The organism is Lachnospira intestinalis, from assembly GCF_040095895.1.
GTDB lineage: Bacteria > Bacillota > Clostridia > Lachnospirales > Lachnospiraceae > Lachnospira > Lachnospira intestinalis.
Genome location: NZ_JBBMFS010000005.1, coordinates 189,778 through 214,075, shown reverse-complemented (window position 1 = coordinate 214,075; position 24,298 = coordinate 189,778). Strand labels below are relative to the sequence as shown.

Here is a 24,298-nt window from a genome sequence, read left to right as displayed (position 1 = left end):
GCTCATTTTTCATCATTATACTGCAAATCCCTAAACACTGCAATCTGAAATGCCTTATAATAAATGGTTTCATAACGGTCGTTATTTAAATAATCATCCACATTAAAATCCGTACTGCCTGTGCGCAGATCCAGCGCAATGTACTCTGTGGTTTTATCAGTGTAATACAATTCATAAAGAATATCCCTGTCGGAAAGTGCCGGACACAAAAAGGTGGTTGCCGTCACGCCGGCATCTTTTGGAATCAGGGACAGTGCTTCGTTAAAATTGGCATAAACTTCCTGATTATATGCCGAATTGTAGCGCTCTATAACCGAGCTTCTCTGATATACCGTTGCCCCGAAAAACAGCAGACATGCCGCTGCAAGCATCGGAACGGCACGCACGCGCAGCTCCCGTCTTAATTCCGAAAGATTGACTACTGCCAGATAAAACAGCAGTGTACCCGAACCGAATGCATACTGAAAATAAATGCTGTGAAAATACGTGTAATCCGACATTAAATTAAACAAAATGTAGGGTACTGTTAAAATATAGCGGGACCATTTTTTTGACACCAGCGGTAAAAACAGCAGTGCGCCCATTGTCTGCATGATAAATTCAAGCTTTTCCTGTGTAAGTACCTGTGTCACCAGATACGCTGGGTCTGCAAGCACGGTGCGGATCATGCCAGACATACTGCCGCTGTCCCCGTACACCATATTGTCAAAACGGTATGTCATGACACCGTCCCCGATGACCGACAAAAGCACCGTTGTAAAAATAAAATACAGCAGACTTGCCGCAAGCATGATACTGTGGCGCTTCCAGCCTGTCTTTTTCTTGACAAACAGCATGTAAACAAGAATACACACCGCATACACCGCCGCATCTTCTTTTACCCCCAGCAGTAAGATTAGACTGATGATACTGCCCTTTAAATTTTCCTTTTCCAGAAAATACAAAAACAACAATATAAACAGCGGCAGGAACAGATTCTCATGGATATCGTAAAAACAACCGCCGCTCATTACCGGATAGAGGCAGTATGCACTCACTGTCAATGCGGATTCCATGCGGGTTAAGCCGTGATTTTTACAAATGCCGAGCAAGGGCACAATCCCAAGTGCAATCACCACTGCCTGCATGACCTGTAATGTCACTGCCTTTGAATACAGTGCATAAAACGGCAGAAGCAGATAAAAATCCGGCGAGATATGCACACACAGATGCGATAACAGGTGGTCACGCTCACTGGTTGTATTCATCGTAAATGTTGTCTTCATATAGTGAAACATCTGTGAGAACAGCCCGCAGTCAAAATTCGGTGCTTCATAGGCAAGCACCCGCAATGCTGTACAGCCACCCGTAAACAACACAAAAAGGACACCGGATACAATACAAATGATGTGCAGACCCCTTCTGCCGGACAGTTCGCCTTTTTTCTGCGTATTGACTTGCGATGTTCCCGCCTGAGTCGCCGTTCCGGCTGTATTATCCATATCGATATCTGTACAGGCTTCCGACTCAAACGCATAAGAAAACGTAAATGTCAGCAACAGCACCATCCCGGTACAAAACCAGACATCCGGTGTCTGAATAACTGCGGTGAATGCATACAGCACCGTTACCAGTACCAGCAGCATTTTTTCTGTCCGGATATTTTTTATTTTTTCAAACAAGATATACAATACAGCAAACAAAACGGCAATCGTCAGTATATGTAAAGCAACCGGCACTTCACCTACATACGATAAAGTACTCATCTTCTTTTTTGCCGTCACCGCAATCCATACTGCCTCTATAAGACAGACAAAACACCACGCCATAATAAATCTTATGACGCAGTGTTTTAAATTAAAATTCTTTCTGAAATTCTTCATGGTATTCATCATTTTTTACACCGTGGCATATCTGCCCCGCTACTCCTTAGATATTACTGATAAACTCTCCAAGAAACATCAGTGCCGCCCCGGTATCTGCCTGTTCTGCCGTACACTGTGCAAAACTGAAATACGAACCGTCCGTATCAAATGAATACTTTTCAACCAGCATTCTGCGGATTTTATCCTGATACGGTACCAGATATTTTGCAACCGGACCGCCGACAACAACATTTCCATCACACATAATATACAGGTTGTTAATGCCTGTTGTCAAATCATCTAAATATTCCTCGAACACCTTGATAAAACGGGGATTTTCCTGCTGTAACTGGCTGAAAAATTCATCCAGCGTACAATCCTGCTCCGTCGAAAGCCGTCTTGCTGACACATACGCTTCAAAACAGCCTTCTTTTCCACAAAAACACTTTCTGCCATGTGGATGAATCGTCATATGTCCAAACTCGCCATAACGGTTATGCACACCGGTCTGTAATTTTTCTTTATCGATATATGCCCCGCCGACACCTGTATTTAACATGACGTACAGCTTTGCATCAGACTGACCCGATGCCGCAGAACGGTTAAAATCCTCCACATTATTCATAGTCAGATTCTCAAATTTTCTGTCAAACCAGAATTCCGCATACGCATTTGCCCTTGTAATATTGGTTGCACGGCAGGTATAAGGAATTGCTTTGGTAAGCTCCGCTATCGGATAATTGCGGATTCCCATGGTCGGGGAGAACACCAGTGTCTTATTGTCATTATCAAAAATACCGGGAATTGTGATTCCCACACCCAAAACATCTTCGTCTGCGACATTGTTGCGGGAAATCACATCTTTTACAAGCTGCGCAATACTCTCACTGTAAACGGCATCTTCCGTAAAAGAAATGCTCTTTTTTTCCGAAAAGACAATCTCCCCTTTTAAATCGACAAGGGACACTTTAATGCCGGCATCTGAAAGATTGACACTGACCGCACACTTTGACATCCCGTTTACCGTAATTGCCTGTGCCTTTCTACCGCCTGTTGATTCAAAATTCCCCACAAAGTCAATCAGATTTTTCTCTAATAAAAGCTTTAAATTCTGATTAACCGTAGGCAGGGATAACTGTAAAATATCCGCTATCTCCTGTCTTGAAATCTTATCCGCATAATGAATCAGCCGGAATATTCGGTTTTTATTGAAACGTTTTACGTCCGTTGTTGTGATTTTTTCCGTTGTAATCATACTTCCTCCATGCCGCAGACGGCGTTTATCTGTATCTTCTAATCTCCATTCCGCAGGCATTTTAATGCCTAAGGAATCGCGAACTGAATTTATTCACCAAAAACTGCTTTATAATCATTCTGGAATTTTACAATGCCCGCATCGGTCAGCGGATGGTGAATCATCTGTTCAATAACCTTGTACGGTACGGTCGCAATGTCCGCACCTGCGAGTGCACAGTCTGTAATATGGATTGGATTTCTGACACTTGCACAGATGATTTCTGTCTGAATGTCATAATTGCTGAAAATGTCTACAATCGTCTGAATTAAGTCAATCCCCGGCTGTGAAATATCGTCTAATCTGCCAAGAAACGGCGATACGTAAGCCGCACCCGCTCTTGCTGCAAGCAGTGCCTGATTGGCTGAAAAGATTAAAGTGACATTGACCTTGATGCCTTCGCCTGATAATACTTTGGTTGCCTTTAAGCCCTCTGCCGTCATCGGAATTTTAACAACCATATTCGGATGGATTGCGGCAATCTCCCTGCCCTCTGCAATCATGCCTTCGGCATCGGTTGTCGTGGCTTTGACTTCCCCGCTGATTGGTCCGTCTACGATAGATGCAATCTCCTGAATGACTTCTTTAAAATCCCGTCCTTCTTTTGCAATCAGTGACGGATTCGTCGTCACCCCGCAAATCACCCCTAAATCATTCGCCTTTTTAATATCCTCTACATTCGCTGTATCAATAAAAAACTTCATACTCTCCTCGATTCTAAACTAAAATGAACTCTGTGCTATACTATCAAACACCGGTTTTAATGCCGGGTATATCTGCTGAAACTGACGATACTTTTCTTCGTAGCGTGCCGCAATTTCTGCATCGGGTTCAATCGTATCCACAACGTGGACAATCTGTCCTGCCGCCGCTTCTACCGTTTCATAAGCACCCGTGCCGACTGCCGCAAGCATTGCCGCACCAAGGGACGGTCCTTCTTCTTTATCCAGTACACATACCCTTATATTTAAAATATTGGCAATCATCTTGCGCCACAGCGGACTTTTTGCACCGCCGCCGCAGATTTTGGTTTCGGTAATCTTCATACCTAAGCTTTTTGCCACTTCAAAGGAATCCCGGATTGCAAATGCAACCCCCTCTAAAACAGCCTGTGTCATATCGGTTCTTGTCGTGTCCATCGTCATGCCTGTAAACGTTGCCCGTGCCAGCGGATTGTTGTGCGGAGAACGTTCACCCATCAGATATGGCAGATAAAAAACATGATTGCTGCCAAGCATCTCATCGGTAATGCCTTCCTGCTCCTTTGCATAGTCACCTGTACCTATTATATCATCAAGCCACCATTTATTACAAGAGGCAGCACTCAACATACATCCCATTAAATGATAATGACCGTCTGCATGGGCAAATGCATGAAGGGCATTATTTGCATCAACACCAAATGTCATGCTTGAAATAAAAATTGTACCGCTTGTACCCAGTGAAATGTTACAGCTTCCGTCACCGACCGTTCCCGTGCCGACTGCTGCCGCCGCATTGTCCCCGGCTCCCGCAATGACTGCCGTATCTGTTGTAAGCCCCAGTTTTTCTGCTGCTTCCTCTGTCAGATGTCCGATACATTCATAGCTTTCAAAAACTCTTGCCATACAGTCTTTTGAAATACCGCATATTTCTAACATTTCCTCAGACCAGCAGCGGTTTTTGACATCAAATAAAAGCATCCCGGATGCATCCGATACATCGGTTGCGTGTACACCGGAAAAACGGTATGCCAGATAATCCTTTGGCAGCATGATTTTACGGATTTTTTGGAAATTTTCCGGTTCATTTTCCCGTACCCACAAAATCTTCGGTGCCGTAAATCCCGCAAATGCGATGTTTGCCGTGTACTCTGTCAGCTTTCCTTTGCCGATTGTATTGTTTAAATATTCACATTCTTTTGTCGTTCTGCCGTCATTCCAAAGGATTGCCGGGCGAATCACCTTATCATTTTCATCTAAAATTACCAGTCCGTGCATCTGTCCGCCAAAACTGATACCTGCCACTTCTTCTTTCTTTATGCCCACTGTCAGTTCACGGATTCCCGCAACCGACTGTTCATACCAGTCATACGGATTCTGTTCTGACCAGCCGGGCTTTGGAAACGAAATCGGATATTCTTTTGAAACCGTTTTTACAACCGTCCCCTGTTTATCCATAAGCAGAAGCTTTACAGAAGAAGTCCCTAAGTCCACACCAATATAATACATATTTTTCTCCATTCCACAGGCATTTTTATCTGCGCCGGTTCATGCGCCTGCGGTATAAACCGGCCGTATATTTTTATCTATGGTATCTTAGCCAAACGGATTTTCCGTCTTATAAAGCATGCCCTTTGGCTGGTTAAATCCGATATCCTCGATACCAATATACTTAAATACTTCAAAAATGGCTTTTCCGAAATGTCCGAATGCAACCGCACCGTGATGCGGGAAGTTCTTTTCGATTAATACGTGTCTGTAGAATCTGCCCATTTCAGGAATTGCAAAAATACCGATTGCACCAAAAGACCTTGTTGCTACCGGAAGGACTTCGCCCTGTGCGATGTAAGCACGGATACCGCCTTCTGCCGTTCCCTGTAATCTGTAGAATGTAATGTCACCCGGAACAATATCCCCTTCTAATGTACCGTTTGTTACTTCTTCCGGCAGGGAGCGTGCCATAATCATCTGATTGCGCATTTCATGGAAGGACAGCTTGCATGCCGCCGTATTGCCGCAGTGGAAGCCCATAAACGTATCCTTTTGTGTATAGTCAAACTTTCCTTTGATATCTTCGTTATAAATGTCTGCCGGTACGGAATTGTTAATATCTAACAGTGTTACAACGTCTTTGCTTACCGTGTAGCCGATAAATTCGCTTAATGCACCGTAAATATCGACTTCACACGAAACCGGGATTCCCATGGCAGTCAGCCTTGAATTGACATAACACGGTACAAAACCAAACTGTGTCTGGAATGCCGGCCAGCATTTTCCTGCAATTGCCACAAATTCCCTGGAGCCTTTATGTGCTTCTACCCAGTCAAGCAGTGTCAGTTCATACTGTGCAAGCTTGTTTAATATTTCCGGCTTTTTGTTGCCTGTGCCGAGTTCTTCTTCCATGCTCTTTACAACTGCCGGGATTCTCTCATCGCCTGCGTGCTTGTGAAAGCTTTCAAATAAATCCAGTTCTGAATTTTCTTCGATTTCAACACCTAAGTTGTAGAGCTGCTGAATCGGTGCGTTGCAGGCGAGGAAATTCGTCGGACGCGGACCGAAAGTAATAATCTTTAAGTGATTGAGTCCATATACTGCACGTGCCACCGGCAAAAATTCATGAATCATGTCTGCACATTCTTCTGCGGTTCCGACCGGATATTCCGGTATGTAAGCGCCGACATTACGCAGTTTTAAGTTGTAGCTTGCATTTAACATACCGCAGTATGCATCACCTCTGCCCTGTACAAGTCCGCCGTCTGCGGAGGTTTCCTCGGCCGCCGCAACAAACATTTTCGGTCCGTCAAAATACTTTGCAAGCATGGTTTCTGAAATTTCCGGTCCGAAGTTGCCAAGGTATACGCAGAGCGCATTACAGCCTGCCTTTTTAATATCTTCTAATGCCTGCTGCATATGGATTTCACTCTCAACAATACAGATTGGACATTCGTAAATGTCGTCTTTTCCATACTTTTGTGTATATGCATTTACTAAATTTTCCCTTCTGTTTACGGAAAGAGATTCCGGGAAACAATCTCTGCTGACTGCGACGATTCCGACCTTCATTTCTGGCATATTATTCATTTTGTCCTCCATTCTGCCGACACTGCGGCACCCTTATATTTTCTGATTTTCCTGATGTTTTTTATTTTTAACATTTGTTTTTTGTATTTACTTTTTAAACCGGCTGTTTTGCCGTCTGTGCTGTTACAGATTTCCGATGGAAATGTTCTCACCTTTCAGCCCGTTAAATGCGCCTGCTATCTTTGCTTCTTCATGCGCCAGCAGCCATTTGTTGGACGCAGCTAAAAGCTTATCTTCTTTTAATAAATGCGGCTGTTCTATCGGATAATTTGTTCCTTTCGGAAGCACTACCACACAGCGGAAACCCTTCTTATCTACACCGCACGGTGCATAATGCAGGGTTGTCGCATAAACTTCTATCACCGTTCCCGCCGGTACGAAAAAGGCTTTAACCTTTGCGGTGTCATACGTGTCATCTGACTCTATATCCTGCTGTTTTCCAAGCAGTAAAATCATATCAGTCACAGCGATATTGATTTCTGAGCTTCTGTGATACTCTAAACCGTTCAACTTTTCGTTGTGTCCGTTACAGTATCCAATCTGTACCGGCAGTCCGCCGTATACGCTTCTCCTTAAAACTTCACACACCTCAAGCGCTTCAAGGGATGCATCAGATGGTTCGTAAATGACATCGTCCGGCAACGGTGTCTTTTGCATTTTCTGTAAAAGCTGCGCTACGTCCAGCCCCTCAATAACCTTTCCGTACTCCTTAAATTCCTTTTCTTTCACACTGATAATTTCCATCGTTTCTCCATTTCAGATAAATATTTCTGTCAAATACAACATTGACATAGGTTGTTAAACTTTAGAGCTTTTAGAAAAGTGTTTTTTAAAAGCTTTTATTATTTTAACACCTATGTCAATGTTTTTCAATCATTTTCTATTGTTTTTTTATGAATAAAGTATGAATTTTTATTCATTTTAATCGTTGTTTTCCGGTGTATGCCACTTCCAGTCGCGTACCTCCGGTAAATCCATGCCGTATTCGCTGATGTACTGCTTATGTGCTACAAGTGTGTCACGCATTTTCTGAAGCAGGTACGCGCCCTTGTTTCCAAGCTGCGGCAGCGCATTGACAGCGGCTTCTACCAGATGGAAACGGTCGATTTCATTCTGGACACGCATATCAAACGGTGTTGTAATCGTTCCTTCTTCCTGATAGCCGAATACGTGCAGATTTCTGTTGTGTCTGTAGTATGTCAGTTCATGAATCAGTGTCGGATAGCCGTGGAATGCAAAGATAATCGGCTTATCCTTTGTAAACAGTGCATCGTAGTCCGTATCGGACAATCCATGCGGATGCTGTGTATTGGACTGCAATTTAAACAAATCGACAACATTGATGAAACGAATCTTTAATTCCGGCAGATTGTCGCGCAGAATGGTGACTGCCGCAAGGGCTTCCATGGTCGGTGTTTCACCGCAGCCGACTAAAACTACGTCCGGTTCCTGTCCCTGGTCATTGCTTGCCCACTCCCAGATACCGACACCCTGTGTACAGTGCTTTACAGCCTGTTCCATGGTCAGCCACTGTGGTCTTGGGTGCTTTGAAGTTACCAGTACATTGACATAATCACGGCTTCTGATACAGTGGTCAAAGCAAGATAACAGGCAGTTTGTATCCGGTGGCAGATACATTCTGACAACGTCTGCTTTCTTATTGGCAATGTGGTCTAAGAAGCCCGGGTCCTGATGTGTAAATCCGTTGTGGTCCTGCTGCCATACATTAGAAGACAAAATGAGGTTTAATGAGGCAATAGACTGGCGCCACGGAAGCTGTGAACATACCTTTAACCATTTTGCATGCTGTGCCGCCATGGAATCCACGATTCGGATAAATGCTTCGTAGCTTGCAAAGAAACCGTGACGTCCTGTTAAAAGATAACCTTCCAGCCAGCCCTCGCACATATGCTCTGACAGCATAGAGTCCATAACACGTCCGTCTTTTGCAAGGAATTCATCATTGTCCTTTAATGCATTGTTCCAATCCCTATTGGTTGCTTCAAAAATTTTACCCAGTCTGTTAGACATCGTTTCGTCCGGTCCAAAGATACGGAAGTTTCTGGTCTTTTCATTGAGCTTAAAAATATCTCTGATAAATCCGCCCAGCTCAATCATATCCTGACCTTCTTTAGCACCCGGTGACGGAACATCTACTGCATACTCCCTGAAATCAGGCAGGCGTAAATCCCGTAACAGTTTACCGCCGTTTGCATGCGGATTGGCACTGATTCTTGAATCCCCTTCCGGTGCAAGTGCCTTTAATTCTGGAATCAATCTTCCTTCTTTATCAAACAGTTCTTCCGGCTTGTAGCTTCTTAACCATTCGTCTAACATCTGTAAATGTTCCGGTCTATCCATCATAATCGGAACCTGATGCGCACGGAATGTTCCTTCGATTTCCTTTCCGTCTACAACCTTCGGTCCTGTCCAGCCCTTTGGTGTACGAAGTACAATCATCGGCCAGAACGGTCTTTCAGTCTTGCCGTTTTCCCTTGCCTCCTTCTGAATCTGATGGATTTCTTCAATAACCGTATCCACGGTTTCTGCCATTTTGCGGTGCATAGTCATCGGGTCATCGCCTTCTACAAAATAAGGCTTCCAGCCGCAGCCGTGGAAAAAGCTTTCAATCTCATCATGTGAAATTCGTGAGAAAATTGTCGGGTTGCTGATTTTATATCCATTTAAGTGAAGAATCGGAAGCACTGCACCATCTGTTACCGGATTTAAAAACTTATTGGAATGCCATGCTGTTGCAAGCGGACCTGTTTCTGCTTCACCGTCACCGACAATACAGGTTGTAATCAGATCCGGATTATCAAATACAGAACCAAAAGCGTGTGCAATGGAGTAACCCAGCTCACCGCCTTCATTAATAGAACCCGGTGTTTCCGGTGCTACATGGCTTGAAATACCGCCCGGAAATGAGAACTGCTTACACAGCTTTTTTAATCCATCCATATCTTCGCTGACATTCGGATAAACCTCACTGTATGTACCCTCTAAGTAAGAGTTGGATACAAAGAAGTTGCCGCCGTGTCCCGGACCTGAAATCAATACCATATCCAGGTCGTACTTTTTAATCGCACGGTTCATGTGGCAGTATACAAAATTCTGTCCCGGAACGGTTCCCCAGTGTCCGACAATCTTTTTCTTGATATGCTCCGGCTTTAACGGTTCGCGAAGCAGTGGATTATCCAGCAGATACAGCTGGGCTGCTGATAAATAGTTTGCCGCTCTCCAGTACGCATTCATTTTTTCAAGGTAAGCATCTGTCAAAGGCTGTTTTTCAACGCATGTCGTTTCTGTGTTCATGTAAATCTTCCTTTCTTCCTGTTGATTTCATTTCAACGTTTTGTAAAATGTTTTTACAAAAGCCATTTACATAATATCACACAACCGCCCAATGTCAATATCTTCTTTTATGAAACTTTTCCGATAAATTTTAGAATTGTGTCACCTGCTGCCTGCACCCGATACGGGATTCTAGGCGGACATCAGGGATAACAGTGTCGTCTTTCCCGCACCATTTCTTCCTATCAGTCCGTATATCTTACCCGGTTCAAGCTCCAGATTCACATTTTTTAAAACTGTCTTTTCTTTATAGCTTTTTCCTGCATTTTTACAAATCAGATTCTCCATTTACTTTCCCTCCATAATCATCTGCACCAGTTCCTGTTTCGTGATGCCAAGGCTCTGCGCCTCAGCAAGCATGGACGCAATATAGTCCTGATAAAATGCATCTTTTCGTTTTTTTTGAATCACTTCCTTTGCTCCCTTCGCCACAAACATACCAATCCCTCTTTTCTTGTATACAATCCCTGCTTCAACCAGAATGTTAATTCCTTTTGCGGCAGTTGCCGGATTAATGGCATACAGCTTCGCCAGTTCATTCGTACTCGGCACCCGTTCTTCTTCGCAGAGTATATCCCGTAAAATGTCGTTTTCAATCATTTCACTAATCTGGATATATATTGACTTTTCCTGTGTTAAAATCTCATTCATTCTGCTCCTCATTCCTTATGCTATTTAACCGCACACCGGCGGATATAAAAATTTGCTCCTACTTACATCAATCGCATGAATGTTATTTTATCTTGCGCAGTTACATAGTTAATTAGTTAAGTAACTAACCTATGAACTAAAAATAGCACTTGAGGTCTTTACCGTCAAGTGCTATTTCTTTATTTTTTCCACAATGTTTTATACGATGCGCCTTCCACCAGCACTTTCCGCAGTCTGCCCGGCTTTTCAAGCACCTTTTTCATAAGCAGATAAGCTGCCCCGCCGTATGCCGAACCGAATACGACACTTGCCAGTACATCGGTCGGATAATGAACCGTCAGATACAGTCTTGAAAATGAAATGAGTGCCGCAAGCACCAGTGCGCCGATGCCTTCTTTTTTATTCCACAGGCGGATTGCCACCGCCGCCGCAAAGGAGGCAGAGGTGTGTCCTGACGGAAATGACCAGTCGTAAATCCTGTCAAAGACCCGGTAGAGATTTTCAAAGGTCGGGTCTGCATGAAACGGACGCACCCGCTGGTACAGATTTTTCATGATGCCGTTACAGATGACCAGCGAAATGAGCAGTGCCGCAACCACGGTCGCACCGGTTTTCCGGTAGCGCTTCGGCAGCACAAACAGCATTGCCGCCGCAATCACCAGCCAGATCAATCCGCCGTTTCCAAGACAGGTAATCTGATACATCAGAAAATCCAGCACCGGATTATGCAGTTCTTCAAACCAGTGCAAAATTTTTAATTCCATACGCACCTTTCCGCAGCTTTAATCTGCAAATACAATAACATTTTCATTCTTTTCCTTGCAGACAGGCTCCTGTGCCGCGTAACCTAAGTCTACAATGCCCCACACGATATGGTTATCCGGCACACCGAACTGCTTTAATTCGGCACGTACCTGCGGCTCGTCACAGATTTCCTTTAACTGGTTAATCCAGCAGGAACCAATGCCAAGCTCCTGTGCCATCAGAAACATATTCTCCATTGCACAGGCACAGTCTGCAAGTCCGTTTGTATTGTCTTTTTCATTGGATGCCAGAATAATGACATTCGGATCGTAAAAATTGTAACTTTCCGGGCGGTTTAACGTTTCCCTTACCACCTTTGCCAGTTCCTGTATGTTTTCTTTTTTACGGATTACCGTAAACTGCCATGACTGTCGGCTCATGCCGCTCGGTGCATAAATTGCCGCCTTTAAAATAGTATCTAAGTCTTCTTTGCTGACCGGTCTGTCTGTATATGCCCGGCAGCTTCTTCTTGTTAAAATATTATCTAATACCACATTGTTACTCATTTGACACTACCTCGCTTTCCTGTGCGTTCTCCATGCCCTTTGCCTTCTTTTTGGCTCCGGCACGTTCACCCTGCGCAACCTGTTCCATATATTTCCTGGTTTCCGCAACTACCACACCGCTTAATGCCACAATGGCAATCAGATTCGGAATCGCCATTAAGCCGTTGAAAATATCTGCAATTTTCCAGACCGCAGATACCGTCATAAACGGTCCGATAAATACACATACAATATACAGCCATCTGTAGCCTTTTACAACCTTTTGTCTGCCGCCGACTAAATATTCCAGACATTTTTCACTGTAATAATCCCAACCGAGAATCGTTGTAAATGCAAAGAATACCAAACACATCATGAGGACAAATGCCGATACCTTAGCCGGAACCGGAAGTCCCTGCTGAAATGCCGCCGTTGTAACCGCAACACCCTGTAAGCCGATGTTCCATGTACCTGTAATTGTAATGGCAAGACCTGTCATCGTACAGATAATAATGGTATCAATAACCGTTCCCGTCATGGAAATTAAGCCCTGCTGTGCCGGTGAATCACTATTGGCTGCTGCCGCCGCAATCGGCGCACTACCAAGTCCGGCTTCATTTGAAAAGATACCGCGGGCAACACCCATCTGCATTGCCATAAGCATACCGCCGATTGTTCCGCCCGTTACCGCACGCAGACCGAAGGCACTCTGCACAATTTCAACCAGTGCGCCCGGAATTGCCGTAAAATTAAAAATAAGAATCAAAACAACCGCAACCACATAACAGCCTGCCATAAACGGCACAATTACCTGTGCTACGGAAGAAATACGCTGGATTCCGCCGATAATAACAAGTGCCACACAGACGGTCAGTAAAATACCCGTAATAACAACAGTCCATGAATACGTTCTTCCAAATAAATCAACGGTCCATTCGTTATTGGCATCAAAAAATCCGTTGACTGCACTGGTAATGCCATTAATCTGTGTAAAGGTTCCGATACCTAAAAGACCGACACCTACACCGAAAAACGCAAAAATCTTTGCCAGCCACTTCCACTTGTGTCCCATGCCGTTTTCAATATAATAGAACGGTCCGCCTAAGATATGACCGTCTTCATTGACAACGCGGTATTTCACCGCAAGAAGACATTCTGAATATTTGGTAACTGTTCCGACAATCGCCGCAATCCACATCCAGAACAGCGCGCCCGGACCGCCTGCTACCATAGCCGTTGCAACACCGACGATATTTCCCGTACCGATGGTTGCCGAAAGTGCCGTACACAATGCCGCAAAGCTGGATACTTCTCCGTCTTCGCCGCTTCTCTCATTTGAAAACAGTTCTTTGACCGCCAACGGAAATTTCGTTACCTGAAGTCCTTTTAAACGGAATGTCATAAAAAGTCCGACTGCAAGAATCGCTATAATAAGCGGCAGTCCCCAGATAAAATCATCAATCGTTGTCAATGCGGTATTAATGGTATCTAACATGAATTTTCCCTTATCCTTTCCTGATTAAAACTTTCTTTCGCAATATCATCAAATACGTATTTTGTTCTTATGAAACATATACACCGAAACAAACAGACACACAAACTCTGCCACCGGAATTGCCATCCACACGCCGTTTATTCCAAACAGATATGCCAGTCCGACAATCGCTATCACCTCAACAATCAGTGTACGAAGAATCGACACCACCGCAGAATCCCGTCCGTTGCCGAGTGCCGTAAGATATCCCGATGCAAAAATGTTAATGCCGTTTACTAAAAAACAAACCGCAAACAGCCTGAAACCGGACAGCGACATTTCATATAACGCTGTATTATTTCCGACAAAAATGCGCATTGTCCATCCAGCTGCTAATTGGGATATTGCAAATATTACAACGCCTGCTGCCAGAAGAATCCGGATACACATTGCAAACAGCTTTTTTAAATCCGCATAATTGCCCGCGCCGTAATTATAGCTGAAAATCGGTGCAACACCATTTGTAAAGCCCATATACGCGGACGAAAACAGAAAGTGTGCATATAGAAGCACCGTAATCGCCGCAACACCATTTGCACCCGCAAGGCGCATCAGAATGATATTAAAAATAAATGTCGTCACCGCACTTGCGATATTCGTCACCATTTCCGATACCCCGTTGCTCATCGCCTTTAACAAAAAGGACGTATCCCACCGGAACTTCTCAAAATACAGTTTGAGATTCTTCCGGCTGTATACAATCACCGGTACAGCCGCACCGATACCATAACTGATAACCGTTGCAAATGCCGCACCCATCAGTCCGAAGCCCGCACATTTTACAAACAGGTAATCCAGACAGATATTGCTGAATCCGCAGGTCAGCGACAAAATCAGTCCGTACTTCGGCTTATCATTCGTCGTCCAGAACGGCATGAATAACATCTGTAACATGGAAAACGGCGCGCCAAGTGCCATGATTGTGCCATACTGCACACAGTACGTAACCAGCGGTTCTCCTTTTGCGCCAAGCGCCAGTGAAATCGGACGCATTGTCAGTGCAAAAAGAATTCCCAGCACCACACCCGAAACCACTGTAAAAAATGCAAGCTGTGTAAACCGCTGTCTGGCAAGACTGCCCTTTCCTTCACCGAGCAGCCTTGCCACAATGGCATTGCCGCCCATGGAAAGCATGACACCGATTCCGTTTAACAGATACACCACCGGATACACGATATTGGTCGCCGAAAGCTGTTCACTTCCTGCAAACTGGCTGATAAAAATACCGTCCGTCATGACATAAATCGAAGTGACAATCATCATGGCAACTGCCGGAAAAACAAACTGTAACAGCCGTGCCGTATTAAATTTCGTTGCAATTGTTAATCTACCCATTTTACCTCCACCAAATTTTCATGCGGCTTTTACTCTAAACAATCCCGACTGCCTGTTTTGCAAGCCGGTCTGCCTCTTCGTTTCCGGCAACCCCGGAATGTCCTTTTACTTTGATAAAATGCAGCGTAATCTGATTTTTTACAGACTGCACATAATCGTAGTAGGCAATTGTTCCCTTTTTATTGCGCTTCCACAGTCCCTTTGCCCACATTTCGATTCCCATATAATCATAATAAATGGACAATTCTTCCAGTCCGAGTTCAACGGCTTTTTCAATCGCCGCCATACTGCCAAGCACCTCGCCTGCCACATTTCTCATGGAAGCCATGTCCGCATCTTTGCCGGACCCCTGCAGTACTTCTTTAACGCCGTCATGGACAAGAAATCCACCATAACCGTATACATGTGTCTTCTGGTTAAATGAACCATCGACAAACGCATAAACTTCCGGTTCTTTTCCAGCCTGCGCTGTTTCTGCATCTTCTTTAATATACGCCTCTGCCTCCTGCAGGGTTGTAAAACTTTTATATTGTGCACCGGAAAATCCCGTCACCATTGCTTTGCACGTATTCCAGTCCTTATAAATGCCGGGTTTAATTCCCTTTCTTACTGCATAATATTTTACTGCCATTTTTCCACCTTAATAAACTCTGATTACACCTGAAATTTCTTTTACAACAGACATTCCGCTAAAAATGGTCATTGCATCATTGAAGTTATTTTCCTGTACTTCATCGGTAATAATCACCAGTTCCGCGATACCGCCCTTACGGCTCTTTTGTACAACCTGCGCAATGCTGACACCGTTGTTGCCGAGGACACTTGCGATATTGGCAAGAACGCCCGGCTTGTCCTGTGCATGAATCCGCAGGAAGAATTTGCTCTTTGTTTCACCAATCTGCTTGACCGGAAGCTGCTTGTAACAGCTGCAGCCCACTCTGCCGCAGCAATTATAGACAAGATTTCTCATCACATCCACAACATCACCCATCACTGCACTGGCTGTCGGCATCTGTCCTGCGCCCCTGCCCATAAACATTGCATCATCCATCGCATCGGCATGTACAAACACCGCGTTAAATGCGTCTTTTACGCCTGCAAGCGGATGATTTTCATCAATCAGCATCGGATGTACCTTGACTTCAATGCCCTCCGGTGTGTTTCTTGCCAGTCCGAGCAGCTTAATCACATAGCCGAATTCTTTGGCATAACGGATATCATCAGCTGAAATCTTTGTAATACCTTCTGTATATACCTGTGGAAATGTCACACGCGAATTAAACGCAATCGATGCCATAATCGCCATCTTTCGTCCCGCATCATATCCTTCCACATCGGCTGTCGGGTCTGCTTCCGCATAACCAAGCTCTGTTGCCTGTGCCAATGCTTCTGCATAATCCATGCCTTTTTCGGACATTTTTGTTAAAATGTAGTTGGTCGTTCCGTTTACAATACCCATGACTTCGCTGATACGGTTGCCCGCCATACTCTGCTTTAACGGACGGATAATCGGAATCGCACCGGCAACTGCCGCTTCAAATTCAAGGTCCGCACCGGCTTTTTCTGCTGCAGCCATCACTTCCTGTCCGTGTTCTGCCAACAGATCCTTATTTGCCGTTACAATCTGCTTTCCGGCTTCCAGTGCTTCAATAATATAGGTCTTTGCCGGTTCAATACCACCCATGACTTCAATCACAATGTCAATTTCCGGGTCTTCTATAATTTCTTTCCAGTTATCGGTTAAAACTGCATCCTCAATGCCCTCTCTTTTCTTTGACGCATTTCTTACAAGCACTTTTTTTACGACTAAATCCGCACCTGTCTTTTGTACAAATTCACTTTTCATTTCCTGACACAACTTATAGACGCCGGTACCGACTGTACCCGCGCCTAAAATTGCCGCATATATTGTTTTTTTATGATTTTCGCTCTGCATTTCTTCCTCCCATCTACCGAAAAAACGGTAATTGGTATCTATTATAGCAAATAAAATGCTAAATGACAATTACTTTAACGTGCTAAACAGAAAAAGCAAGGCGTGTTCACCCTGCTTTCCCTGTATAATATGTGTCGTTACTAAAAACCATTCTGCCAAAAGTATGGCCACTGGAATCCATCTGCTGTTCCCGATTTTGACCAGATACAATCCCAGCTGCTCATTTCCCATATGTTGTTTTCATTTTTGGTAAAATATAATATAAGCCCCTGCTCTTTTTCCGGTGTTACATAATATACCTTTGACAGTTTTTTTGAATAAGACAATACCTTACATGATTCCTGTTCACTATTCTCATCAAAAAAACCTGTATCTATATAACGATTATAAAATTCCTTTCCATGCAATACCGTCAGCAATTCATTATGAATAAACGGTACTGCCCAGATAAGAATTATTATTAGTACAATTATACCCAGAATTTTTTGTGTTTGTTTCGATGTTTTTTTCGTTTAGATTCCCCTCCTCATTTTATTTATATACTATATGATTAAGATTTTGTTTATCCAAATCACTCTTTCAACACTCTTAATCATAACACCAATATATTTTAAATCATTTCCTAGCATTTTGCCAGTATTTCGTATAAATATATGTACTTTAATTCAAATTTCATATTATTATAAAATCACCTATCGAATAATAATCGCAGAATTCTTTTGCAATCTTTGAAATAAAATGCAGAATTACAATCACTTTAACGTGCTAAAGAATAAAGTGCAAAAAGACAGGGAGCAATTCGTTCTCCCTGTCTTTCCTGTGTGTACCCTAGACCTCTACATGTCCGTTTACAACATTCCATGTTCCATATTCATTATCTGCTGTTCCGTTATACGTTAAATCCAGTGCGCCATTGGTCATATACCACCAGCCATACTCATTCACTGCAAGTCCGGTGTAATTCCTGTCTAACGCGCCATTGGTCATATACCACCAGCCGTAATCATTCACCGCCATTCCCGTATAGTTCCAGTCTAATGCACCGTTGGTCATGTACCACCAGCCGTAGTCATTCACTGCCATTCCCGTATAATTCCAGTCTAATGCACCGTTGGTCATATACCACCAGCCGTAATCATTCACCGCCATTCCCGTATAGTTCCAGTCTAATGCGCCGTTGGTCATGTACCACCAGCCGTAATCATTCACCGCCATTCCCGTATAATTAAAATCGATTGCTCCGTTGCTTACATACCACCAGCCATAGTCATTAGCTGCCATTCCGGTATAACTAAAATCGATTGTCCCGTTACTTACATACCACCAGCCGTACTCATTGGCTGCAAGTCCCGTATAATCAAAATCAATTGTCCCGTTACTTACATACCACCAGCCATACTCATTGGCTGCAAGTCCTGTATATCCATAATCTGGATTATCATTGCGGTAATACACCCAGTTATCACCATCATATATCAATCCATTGAGGCTTCCCAACGCATTCCCATTACTATCCACACCGTAAAAAGTTACATTTCCATCGCTATCGGATGTATACCACACTACGGTATCATTGATATATACCGGTTCACAATCTGAAAGCATTCCATTCATGGTATATACCGGGCTGATCTGACTGCCGTCCGCATCAATATATGTATAATCTATTGCTCCGACTGACCGTTTTTGATAGGACCACATCACAAGATATTTATTATCATTTATCTTTACCAGATACGGAGTTGTTGCTGATAAATCACCTTCCAGATTCGTCAGCCAATTCACAAATGTATGTCCGTCTCTTTTTGACTTTCCGACAATGCATACGTTACGATAATCATGCCTGCTGCGGTCATCACTTGTATCTTCCTGATTAATGGAATTGGCTGCAACAAGATATGCACTGTCTGTGACCTCAAATCCACCTACGGATGCACCTGTAGCATTATCTCCAATTTCTCCCGTAAATTCAAAAAGGTCTGTCGATTTACAAGGATTTTTCCAATAATTCATATTGGAAATAAACTGACCATTTGTAAAATCTGTCTGGTATTCTGTCAGTACAATGCTTCTCGGATAGGCATCTCCATGATCCACTGCAACAAGATGGTTTCCTTCCGTTTTAATAAACTGGTTAAATGAGTGGCTCACATACCCGTATTTCGAATTCATAACATCCGTATAAGAATCTGTAATCACCAGCTTGTTTTCATCAAACTGAATGGTTACATTGGCCTGATGACGAAGTCCGTCTGACGACAAATACATCTGATGACTGGTTCTTACAAAAAGATAGCCGTCCGCTTCTGTCATCCTTACACATCCTGCCCGAAACGGAAGAAATGTGTTACAATCATACAATCCGGCTGAACCGATTCTGTTCCAGTTCTTGTCATACTTTGTAATTCTGTAACATTCCACCGTATCTGATTCTTCCTCATTTTTCTGTCCTGTTACAATATAGTAAGCATCACTGCCGCTGTAGAAACCGCCATATATAGGAAGTTCCGGGGCAAGCTGTCTGACACCGCTGCCATGGCAAATACGCCTTTTGCAAATTTTTTCAACTTCATACACTATCCTCTTTTCCGGGCTGCTTTTACAAGCCCTGCTGACCCTATTATAGAATAGTCCGGAACAAAAAACAATATTGAAGTTCTGCTTTAAATGCATAAAAGATAAAATGCACTTATCCTCTGTACCGGTTCACTACCGCCATAAATTCCTGCTTCCTTGGCAGCGCCAGTCCTGCCGGGACATACGAAAGCCCACAGATCGATTCAATTCCGTCACGATGAATTTTTTCATAAAGTTCATCTGTTATCTGTAAAAGTGTCTTTTTACCGTCAAACAGGTGTTTCTGTGCATAAGCAAGCATATACCCCAGTGCATTTAACTGTTCTGAATCTACCAGCTGCTCAATATAACGGACATCAATATTTTCCTTATTAATACAGATGGTATCCAGTCCTGTTGTTTTGATTTTTACCCTGTCGTCTGCTCTTTTTGAAGCCTTCGGACAGCGCTTATGACTGCTCTTTTTATATGCCGGATTTTCGGACTGTGCCAGCGGAAATTCCTTTGCCTGTGTTTTTGCATATTCCGTAATATCCACCGGTTCGTAGCGGTTCATCTGAATAATCAGGTCCGCTTTATGAAAATACGAGCCGCAACTTCCCGCTACAAGTATGGTGGAAATGCCTTCTTTTTCATAAAGTTCCCGCACCCTGTCTATAAACGGAATAATCGGCTCCTGACTGCCATGTACAACCCGCTGCATCAGCACATCACGAATCATAAAATTTGTTGCACTGGTATCCTCATCAATCAGCAGCAGCTTTGTCTGTGCTTCCACAGCTTCGGTTACACCTGCTGCCTGTGACGTACTGCCGCTGGCATCCTGCGTAACAAAATGCACCGTGTCTTTTCCGTTTGGCAGATTGCGGATAAACATGGAAATATCCACGTCGTGAATGCTTCTGCCATCTTCCGCCCGTACCTTTACCGCGGTATCATCCGTCACCGTATATTCCCTGCCGTCCCCTGCAATATGATTGTACACACCGGCTTCCAGTGCCCTTAACAGCGTTGACTTACCGTGATACCCGCCGCCGACAATCAATGTCACGCCTTTTGGAATGCCCATGCCGGTTATCACGCCCGCATGCGGCAGGTGCATTTCAACACGCAGGGATTTAGGCGACTGAAAAGGAAACGCATCCCGCATGGGACGGTCAGATACCCCGGACTGTCTTGGAAGCACTGCACCGTCTGCTACAAATGCCGCCAGATTTTTTTCTTTTAACTGTCTGCGCAGACTTGCCGTATCTTCTGCAAGGTGGACTGCTTTTTGTAATTCTTTTGCCGGAACTGCTGAAAAATACAGTGTTTTTTTTACACACTCCGGCAGATATCCGAATAAAATCTTTTCCAGTGCTTTTGCATCAATTGTCCTTCCATGTGCCGGAAAACCAATTTCCAGCCGCACTGTCACACTGCCTGTATGATTATCCATCTGACACGCTGAGCGGGATAAAATTTCCTGTCCGCAGCGGCTTACAGATAATAAACCGCTTTTCCCCGAACCTTTTGCCTGAAAAGAATAGTTTTGAACTTCCCCTGCAAACAGGCGCAGCACAAAATCCTGCACTGCTGTACGCTTATCCTCTGTATCATAATATTCTTTTGGGAAACCGGCTTTCTGTCCCGACACTTCTATATGTACCTTTGACGGTGCTGCAAACGGATCTCCCTGCACATGGTCAATAGAGAGCATATATGCACCAAAGTCATACATTCCCTGCAATTCTTTATATGCCGGATACCCCCTGTGGTCTATTCTTGCCAGCATATTTTTTAAAACTTCCTGCGATTTCAAAATTTACTCCATTCTGACCTTTCTAAGCGTCTTATCTACTTATTAAATTCTTTTGCAATTTTTGAAATGTATAAAATAGAAGCTAAATCCCATGCTCCTTCAAATACAAAGACCACACCGATAAACAGCATAACCGCCGCTACCGTTGCAAACGGATTAAACAGGACAACAATTCCCAAAATAATCATAACTGCCGCACAGACTGCCTCAATCCACCAGCCACCGGCATCCAGCTTTCTAAAATCCAATGCATACTGCAATTTTAAAATACCGTCCACAATAATGATAATTGCAAAAACAGTGGTTAAGAATACTTCAATAATGCCCGGACGAATCAGAATATACAATCCAAAGCCTGCCAGTGCAACGCCCTGAACCAGTCCGAATGAACCAAGAATCTCATTATTTCTAAAATACGCAACCAGACGAACCACACCCCAGATACAAAGAACCGCACCCACACCGCGGCAGATGATATTACCCGAAGTATTCGGGAACAGAATCATAAAAATTCCCGCCAGCATCAGCACAATGGACAATCCTATCATTTCATTTCTAATTCCTTTAATTTTCTTTACCAAGCCTTCCATAAGTCATGCTCCTTCCTTAGGTTTCGCTGTCCTGGACTTTTGTCCCTGACATCTTTTTATCATTATAGCATAAATGCCATCCTTTGTTTGTTAAATTTTTCATAAACTTCAGGACAAAACCTCTGATAAGGAAGAAGCATCACCGCCTGCTGCAAGTTTACCGGAAACGGTGCTTATGGAAATCCCTCTGCTTACAGGGATTTATAGGTGCATGAAAACTTCTGCTTTGCTTCATCGACCTTTTTATCCTCTGCCTCCGGTGTCGGATAAAGTCCTCTTGTATGCATGGCATTAAAAACTTCTTCCTGAATCTTGTGTTCCTCAGACAGACAGTTTAAAATTGCCTCGCGCACAGTATCATGCACACATTCATTTGCATACGTGTTGTAATTATTGGTTGCCGTCTTTTCGGCTGTTAATGCATCCTGTAACACTTCCTTATCCGTATAAAGCTGTTCCATAACAAACCTCCGTTTTTCTTTTATTTTGTTTTAGCCAAGCTGCTTGTAAAGGGAATCAAAATGTTTCTGGTGTCTTTCTGAAATCTGTTCAAATTTATCCTTAATTTCCTCGTCTTCTGCATGGTTTGCAAGCATCTTAAACTTTTTGATGAGTAATTCTTCTTCACCTAAAAGGTCATTTAATGCCAGTAATTCTTTTTCTGAAATTGAATTCATCCCGGTTCTCCTTTTTTGATTGATTTGCAGCGCAAAATACATCTGCACCATAAGAGTATAACCATTCTTTGTTTTTTCACTCCCGAACATATTTTCACCTTTTCAGAATTTACCACTTTACGAACATTTGTTTGTGTGTTATAATAAATCAAACAAATGTTCTAATTAAAAAGGGGAATGTTATGATTATTCAACAAGATATGGATTTGATGAAAAAGCTGACGATTCTTTCTGATGCTGCGAAGTACGATGCCGCCTGTACCTCCAGCGGTGTCGATAAAAAAAATAACGGTGCGGGACTTGGCAATGCGAAAGCTTGCGGCATCTGCCACAGTTTCTCAGCCGATGGCAGATGTATTTCCCTATTAAAGATTCTTTTTACCAACGAATGTATTTACAACTGCCGCTACTGTGTGAACCGCTCCTCCAATGACGTCCTGCGTGCCACATTTACACCGGAAGAAGTCTACCGCCTTACAATTGAATTTTACCGCCGCAATTATATTGAAGGACTGTTTTTAAGTTCCGGCATTATCGTAAGCCCCGATGAAACGATGAAACGGCTTACCGAAACCGTGATGCTGCTGCGCACGAAATATCACTTTGGCGGCTATATCCACCTTAAAGGGATTCCCGGTGCTTCTCAAAGCCTGATTGAAACCGCCGGGTGGTATGCCGACCGCATGAGTGTGAATCTGGAACTTCCGACTGCTGATGGTTTAAAGACCCTTGCGCCGCATAAGAGCCGTAAAAATATTCTGACCCCGATGCGGCAGTTACAGCGTGGTATTCATGCCAGCCAGCTCGCACTGGGAATACAGGAGCCTTCCCATGGTTTACTTTCAGAAAATGCCCCTGTTCAGACCGGCTTATCCCACGGCACAGGTGTCCTGTCTGCTTCGGGATACCAGCCACCGCAGCGTTCTTTACAAAGACAGCAGCCCCGCTTTGTGCCTGCCGGGCAAAGCACGCAGATGATTATCGGTGCCACAAAAGAAACGGACTATCATATTGTGACCGTTGCAGAAGCCCTCTATCACAACTATGATTTAAAACGTGTGTTTTATTCGGCTTTTGTCAATGTCAATCACGATGAAGCCCTGCCGGCGCAGCCTGACGGAAAAGGTGTACCGCTCTTACGCGAACACCGCCTGTACCAGGCAGACTGGCTGATGCGATTTTATGGTTTTCATTCCGGTGAACTGCTATCTGAGGAAAAGCCGAATTTTAATGTTTTATTAGACCCCAAATGTGACTGGGCAATCCGGCACTTAGAGCAGTTCCCGGTTGAAATCAACCGTGCAGACTACTACACACTGCTAAGAGTTCCGGGTATCGGTGTCCGCTCTGCCCAGCGCATTGTAAAAGCCCGCCGCAGTGCCAGACTGGATTTTAAGGATATTAAAAAGATGGGTGTTGTATTAAAGCGGGCGCTTTATTTTATCACCTGCTCCGGCAGAACACTCTACCCAATCCGAATGAATGAAGATTTTATTACCAATAGAATTATCGGTGTTGAAGCCTTAAACCGGTATCAGATTGAACACCATGACAGCTACCGGCAATTGTCGCTCTTTGATGATTTTCACATGGATACACCATCATCTGACAAATAGAATGTTATCAATAAACAA

Annotated in this window: 20 protein-coding genes and 1 pseudogene; 1 reads left to right on the top strand and 20 read right to left on the bottom strand. The window is 43.7% G+C overall.

Going from position 1 to position 24,298, the window contains the following annotated elements; translation table 11 throughout:
* Window positions 1–2: 2 nt before the first annotated feature.
* The 20 genes and pseudogenes from WMO37_RS07935 to WMO37_RS07840 all read right to left on the bottom strand — a co-directional run bounded on the left by WMO37_RS07935 (window position 3) and on the right by WMO37_RS07840 (window position 22,664).
* Window positions 3–1,874 (bottom strand): DUF2079 domain-containing protein, encoded by a 1,872-nt coding sequence (locus WMO37_RS07935; RefSeq protein WP_349154752.1) that lies wholly within the window; start codon window positions 1,872–1,874, stop codon window positions 3–5.
* Between the two features lie 34 nt (window positions 1,875–1,908).
* Window positions 1,909–3,099 (bottom strand): ROK family protein, encoded by a 1,191-nt coding sequence (locus tag WMO37_RS07930; RefSeq protein ID WP_349154751.1) that lies wholly within the window; start codon window positions 3,097–3,099, stop codon window positions 1,909–1,911.
* A gap of 89 nt (window positions 3,100–3,188) precedes the next feature.
* Complete coding sequence (fsa, locus tag WMO37_RS07925) at window positions 3,189–3,842, bottom strand: fructose-6-phosphate aldolase (protein WP_022431697.1); 654 nt, start codon at window positions 3,840–3,842, stop codon at window positions 3,189–3,191.
* Between the two features lie 18 nt (window positions 3,843–3,860).
* Window positions 3,861–5,348: a xylulokinase gene (gene xylB, locus WMO37_RS07920; RefSeq protein ID WP_349154750.1), complete on the bottom strand. Its 1,488-nt coding sequence runs from the start codon at window positions 5,346–5,348 to the stop codon at window positions 3,861–3,863.
* Between the two features lie 87 nt (window positions 5,349–5,435).
* The gene (locus WMO37_RS07915) at window positions 5,436–6,920 is read right to left on the bottom strand and encodes an L-fucose/L-arabinose isomerase family protein (protein ID WP_349154749.1); all 1,485 of its coding nucleotides are present in this window, start codon (window positions 6,918–6,920) and stop codon (window positions 5,436–5,438) included.
* A gap of 123 nt (window positions 6,921–7,043) precedes the next feature.
* Window positions 7,044–7,664 carry a DUF4867 family protein gene (locus tag WMO37_RS07910; protein ID WP_022431694.1) on the bottom strand — a complete coding sequence of 207 codons (621 nt, stop codon included), beginning with the start codon at window positions 7,662–7,664 and terminating at the stop codon, window positions 7,044–7,046.
* Window positions 7,665–7,841: 177 nt separating this feature from the next.
* Complete coding sequence (locus WMO37_RS07905; RefSeq protein ID WP_022431693.1) at window positions 7,842–10,235, bottom strand: phosphoketolase family protein; 2,394 nt, start codon at window positions 10,233–10,235, stop codon at window positions 7,842–7,844.
* Between the two features lie 174 nt (window positions 10,236–10,409).
* Window positions 10,410–10,562, bottom strand: a pseudogene (locus WMO37_RS07900) (ATP-binding cassette domain-containing protein); the annotation flags it as partial.
* Entirely contained in the window at window positions 10,563–10,925 is a 363-nt protein-coding gene (locus WMO37_RS07895; protein WP_227090793.1) for a GntR family transcriptional regulator, read from the bottom strand.
* 179 nt (window positions 10,926–11,104) lie between these two features.
* Window positions 11,105–11,689 carry a phosphatase PAP2 family protein gene (locus WMO37_RS07890; protein WP_022431690.1) on the bottom strand — a complete coding sequence of 195 codons (585 nt, stop codon included), beginning with the start codon at window positions 11,687–11,689 and terminating at the stop codon, window positions 11,105–11,107.
* 18 nt (window positions 11,690–11,707) lie between these two features.
* A complete protein-coding gene (locus WMO37_RS07885) occupies window positions 11,708–12,235 on the bottom strand; it encodes a nitroreductase family protein (protein ID WP_349154747.1) in 528 nt (175 codons plus the stop codon).
* Window positions 12,228–13,709 (bottom strand): alanine/glycine:cation symporter family protein, encoded by a 1,482-nt coding sequence (locus WMO37_RS07880; RefSeq protein WP_022431688.1) that lies wholly within the window; start codon window positions 13,707–13,709, stop codon window positions 12,228–12,230. The genes WMO37_RS07885 and WMO37_RS07880 overlap by 8 nt, the downstream gene beginning before the upstream one ends.
* Before the next feature lie 48 nt (window positions 13,710–13,757).
* Window positions 13,758–15,083 (bottom strand): MATE family efflux transporter, encoded by a 1,326-nt coding sequence (locus tag WMO37_RS07875; RefSeq protein ID WP_349154746.1) that lies wholly within the window; start codon window positions 15,081–15,083, stop codon window positions 13,758–13,760.
* Between the two features lie 34 nt (window positions 15,084–15,117).
* Window positions 15,118–15,714: a ribonuclease H1 domain-containing protein gene (locus WMO37_RS07870; protein WP_227090787.1), complete on the bottom strand. Its 597-nt coding sequence runs from the start codon at window positions 15,712–15,714 to the stop codon at window positions 15,118–15,120.
* Between the two features lie 9 nt (window positions 15,715–15,723).
* Window positions 15,724–17,019: a homoserine dehydrogenase gene (locus WMO37_RS07865; RefSeq protein ID WP_022431685.1), complete on the bottom strand. Its 1,296-nt coding sequence runs from the start codon at window positions 17,017–17,019 to the stop codon at window positions 15,724–15,726.
* Window positions 17,020–17,847: 828 nt separating this feature from the next.
* On the bottom strand, window positions 17,848–19,596 hold the full coding sequence (locus WMO37_RS07860; RefSeq protein ID WP_349154745.1) for a PspC-like choline-binding domain-containing protein: 1,749 nt from the start codon (window positions 19,594–19,596) through the stop codon (window positions 17,848–17,850).
* 112 nt (window positions 19,597–19,708) lie between these two features.
* Window positions 19,709–21,397, bottom strand: coding sequence for an ABC-ATPase domain-containing protein (locus WMO37_RS07855; RefSeq protein ID WP_349154744.1), 1,689 nt, complete (start codon window positions 21,395–21,397; stop codon window positions 19,709–19,711).
* A gap of 35 nt (window positions 21,398–21,432) precedes the next feature.
* Window positions 21,433–21,987: an HdeD family acid-resistance protein gene (locus WMO37_RS07850; RefSeq protein ID WP_349154743.1), complete on the bottom strand. Its 555-nt coding sequence runs from the start codon at window positions 21,985–21,987 to the stop codon at window positions 21,433–21,435.
* A 191-nt stretch (window positions 21,988–22,178) separates the two neighbouring features.
* Window positions 22,179–22,448 carry a spore coat protein gene (locus tag WMO37_RS07845; protein WP_022431680.1) on the bottom strand — a complete coding sequence of 90 codons (270 nt, stop codon included), beginning with the start codon at window positions 22,446–22,448 and terminating at the stop codon, window positions 22,179–22,181.
* Window positions 22,449–22,478: 30 nt separating this feature from the next.
* The gene (locus WMO37_RS07840; protein WP_022431679.1) at window positions 22,479–22,664 is read right to left on the bottom strand and encodes a ferritin family protein; all 186 of its coding nucleotides are present in this window, start codon (window positions 22,662–22,664) and stop codon (window positions 22,479–22,481) included.
* 182 nt (window positions 22,665–22,846) lie between these two features.
* Between WMO37_RS07840 and WMO37_RS07835 the strand changes: the two genes are divergently transcribed.
* Window positions 22,847–24,280, top strand: a complete 1,434-nt coding sequence (locus tag WMO37_RS07835) for a putative DNA modification/repair radical SAM protein (RefSeq protein ID WP_349154742.1) — start codon at window positions 22,847–22,849, stop codon at window positions 24,278–24,280.
* Window positions 24,281–24,298 lie beyond the last annotated feature (18 nt).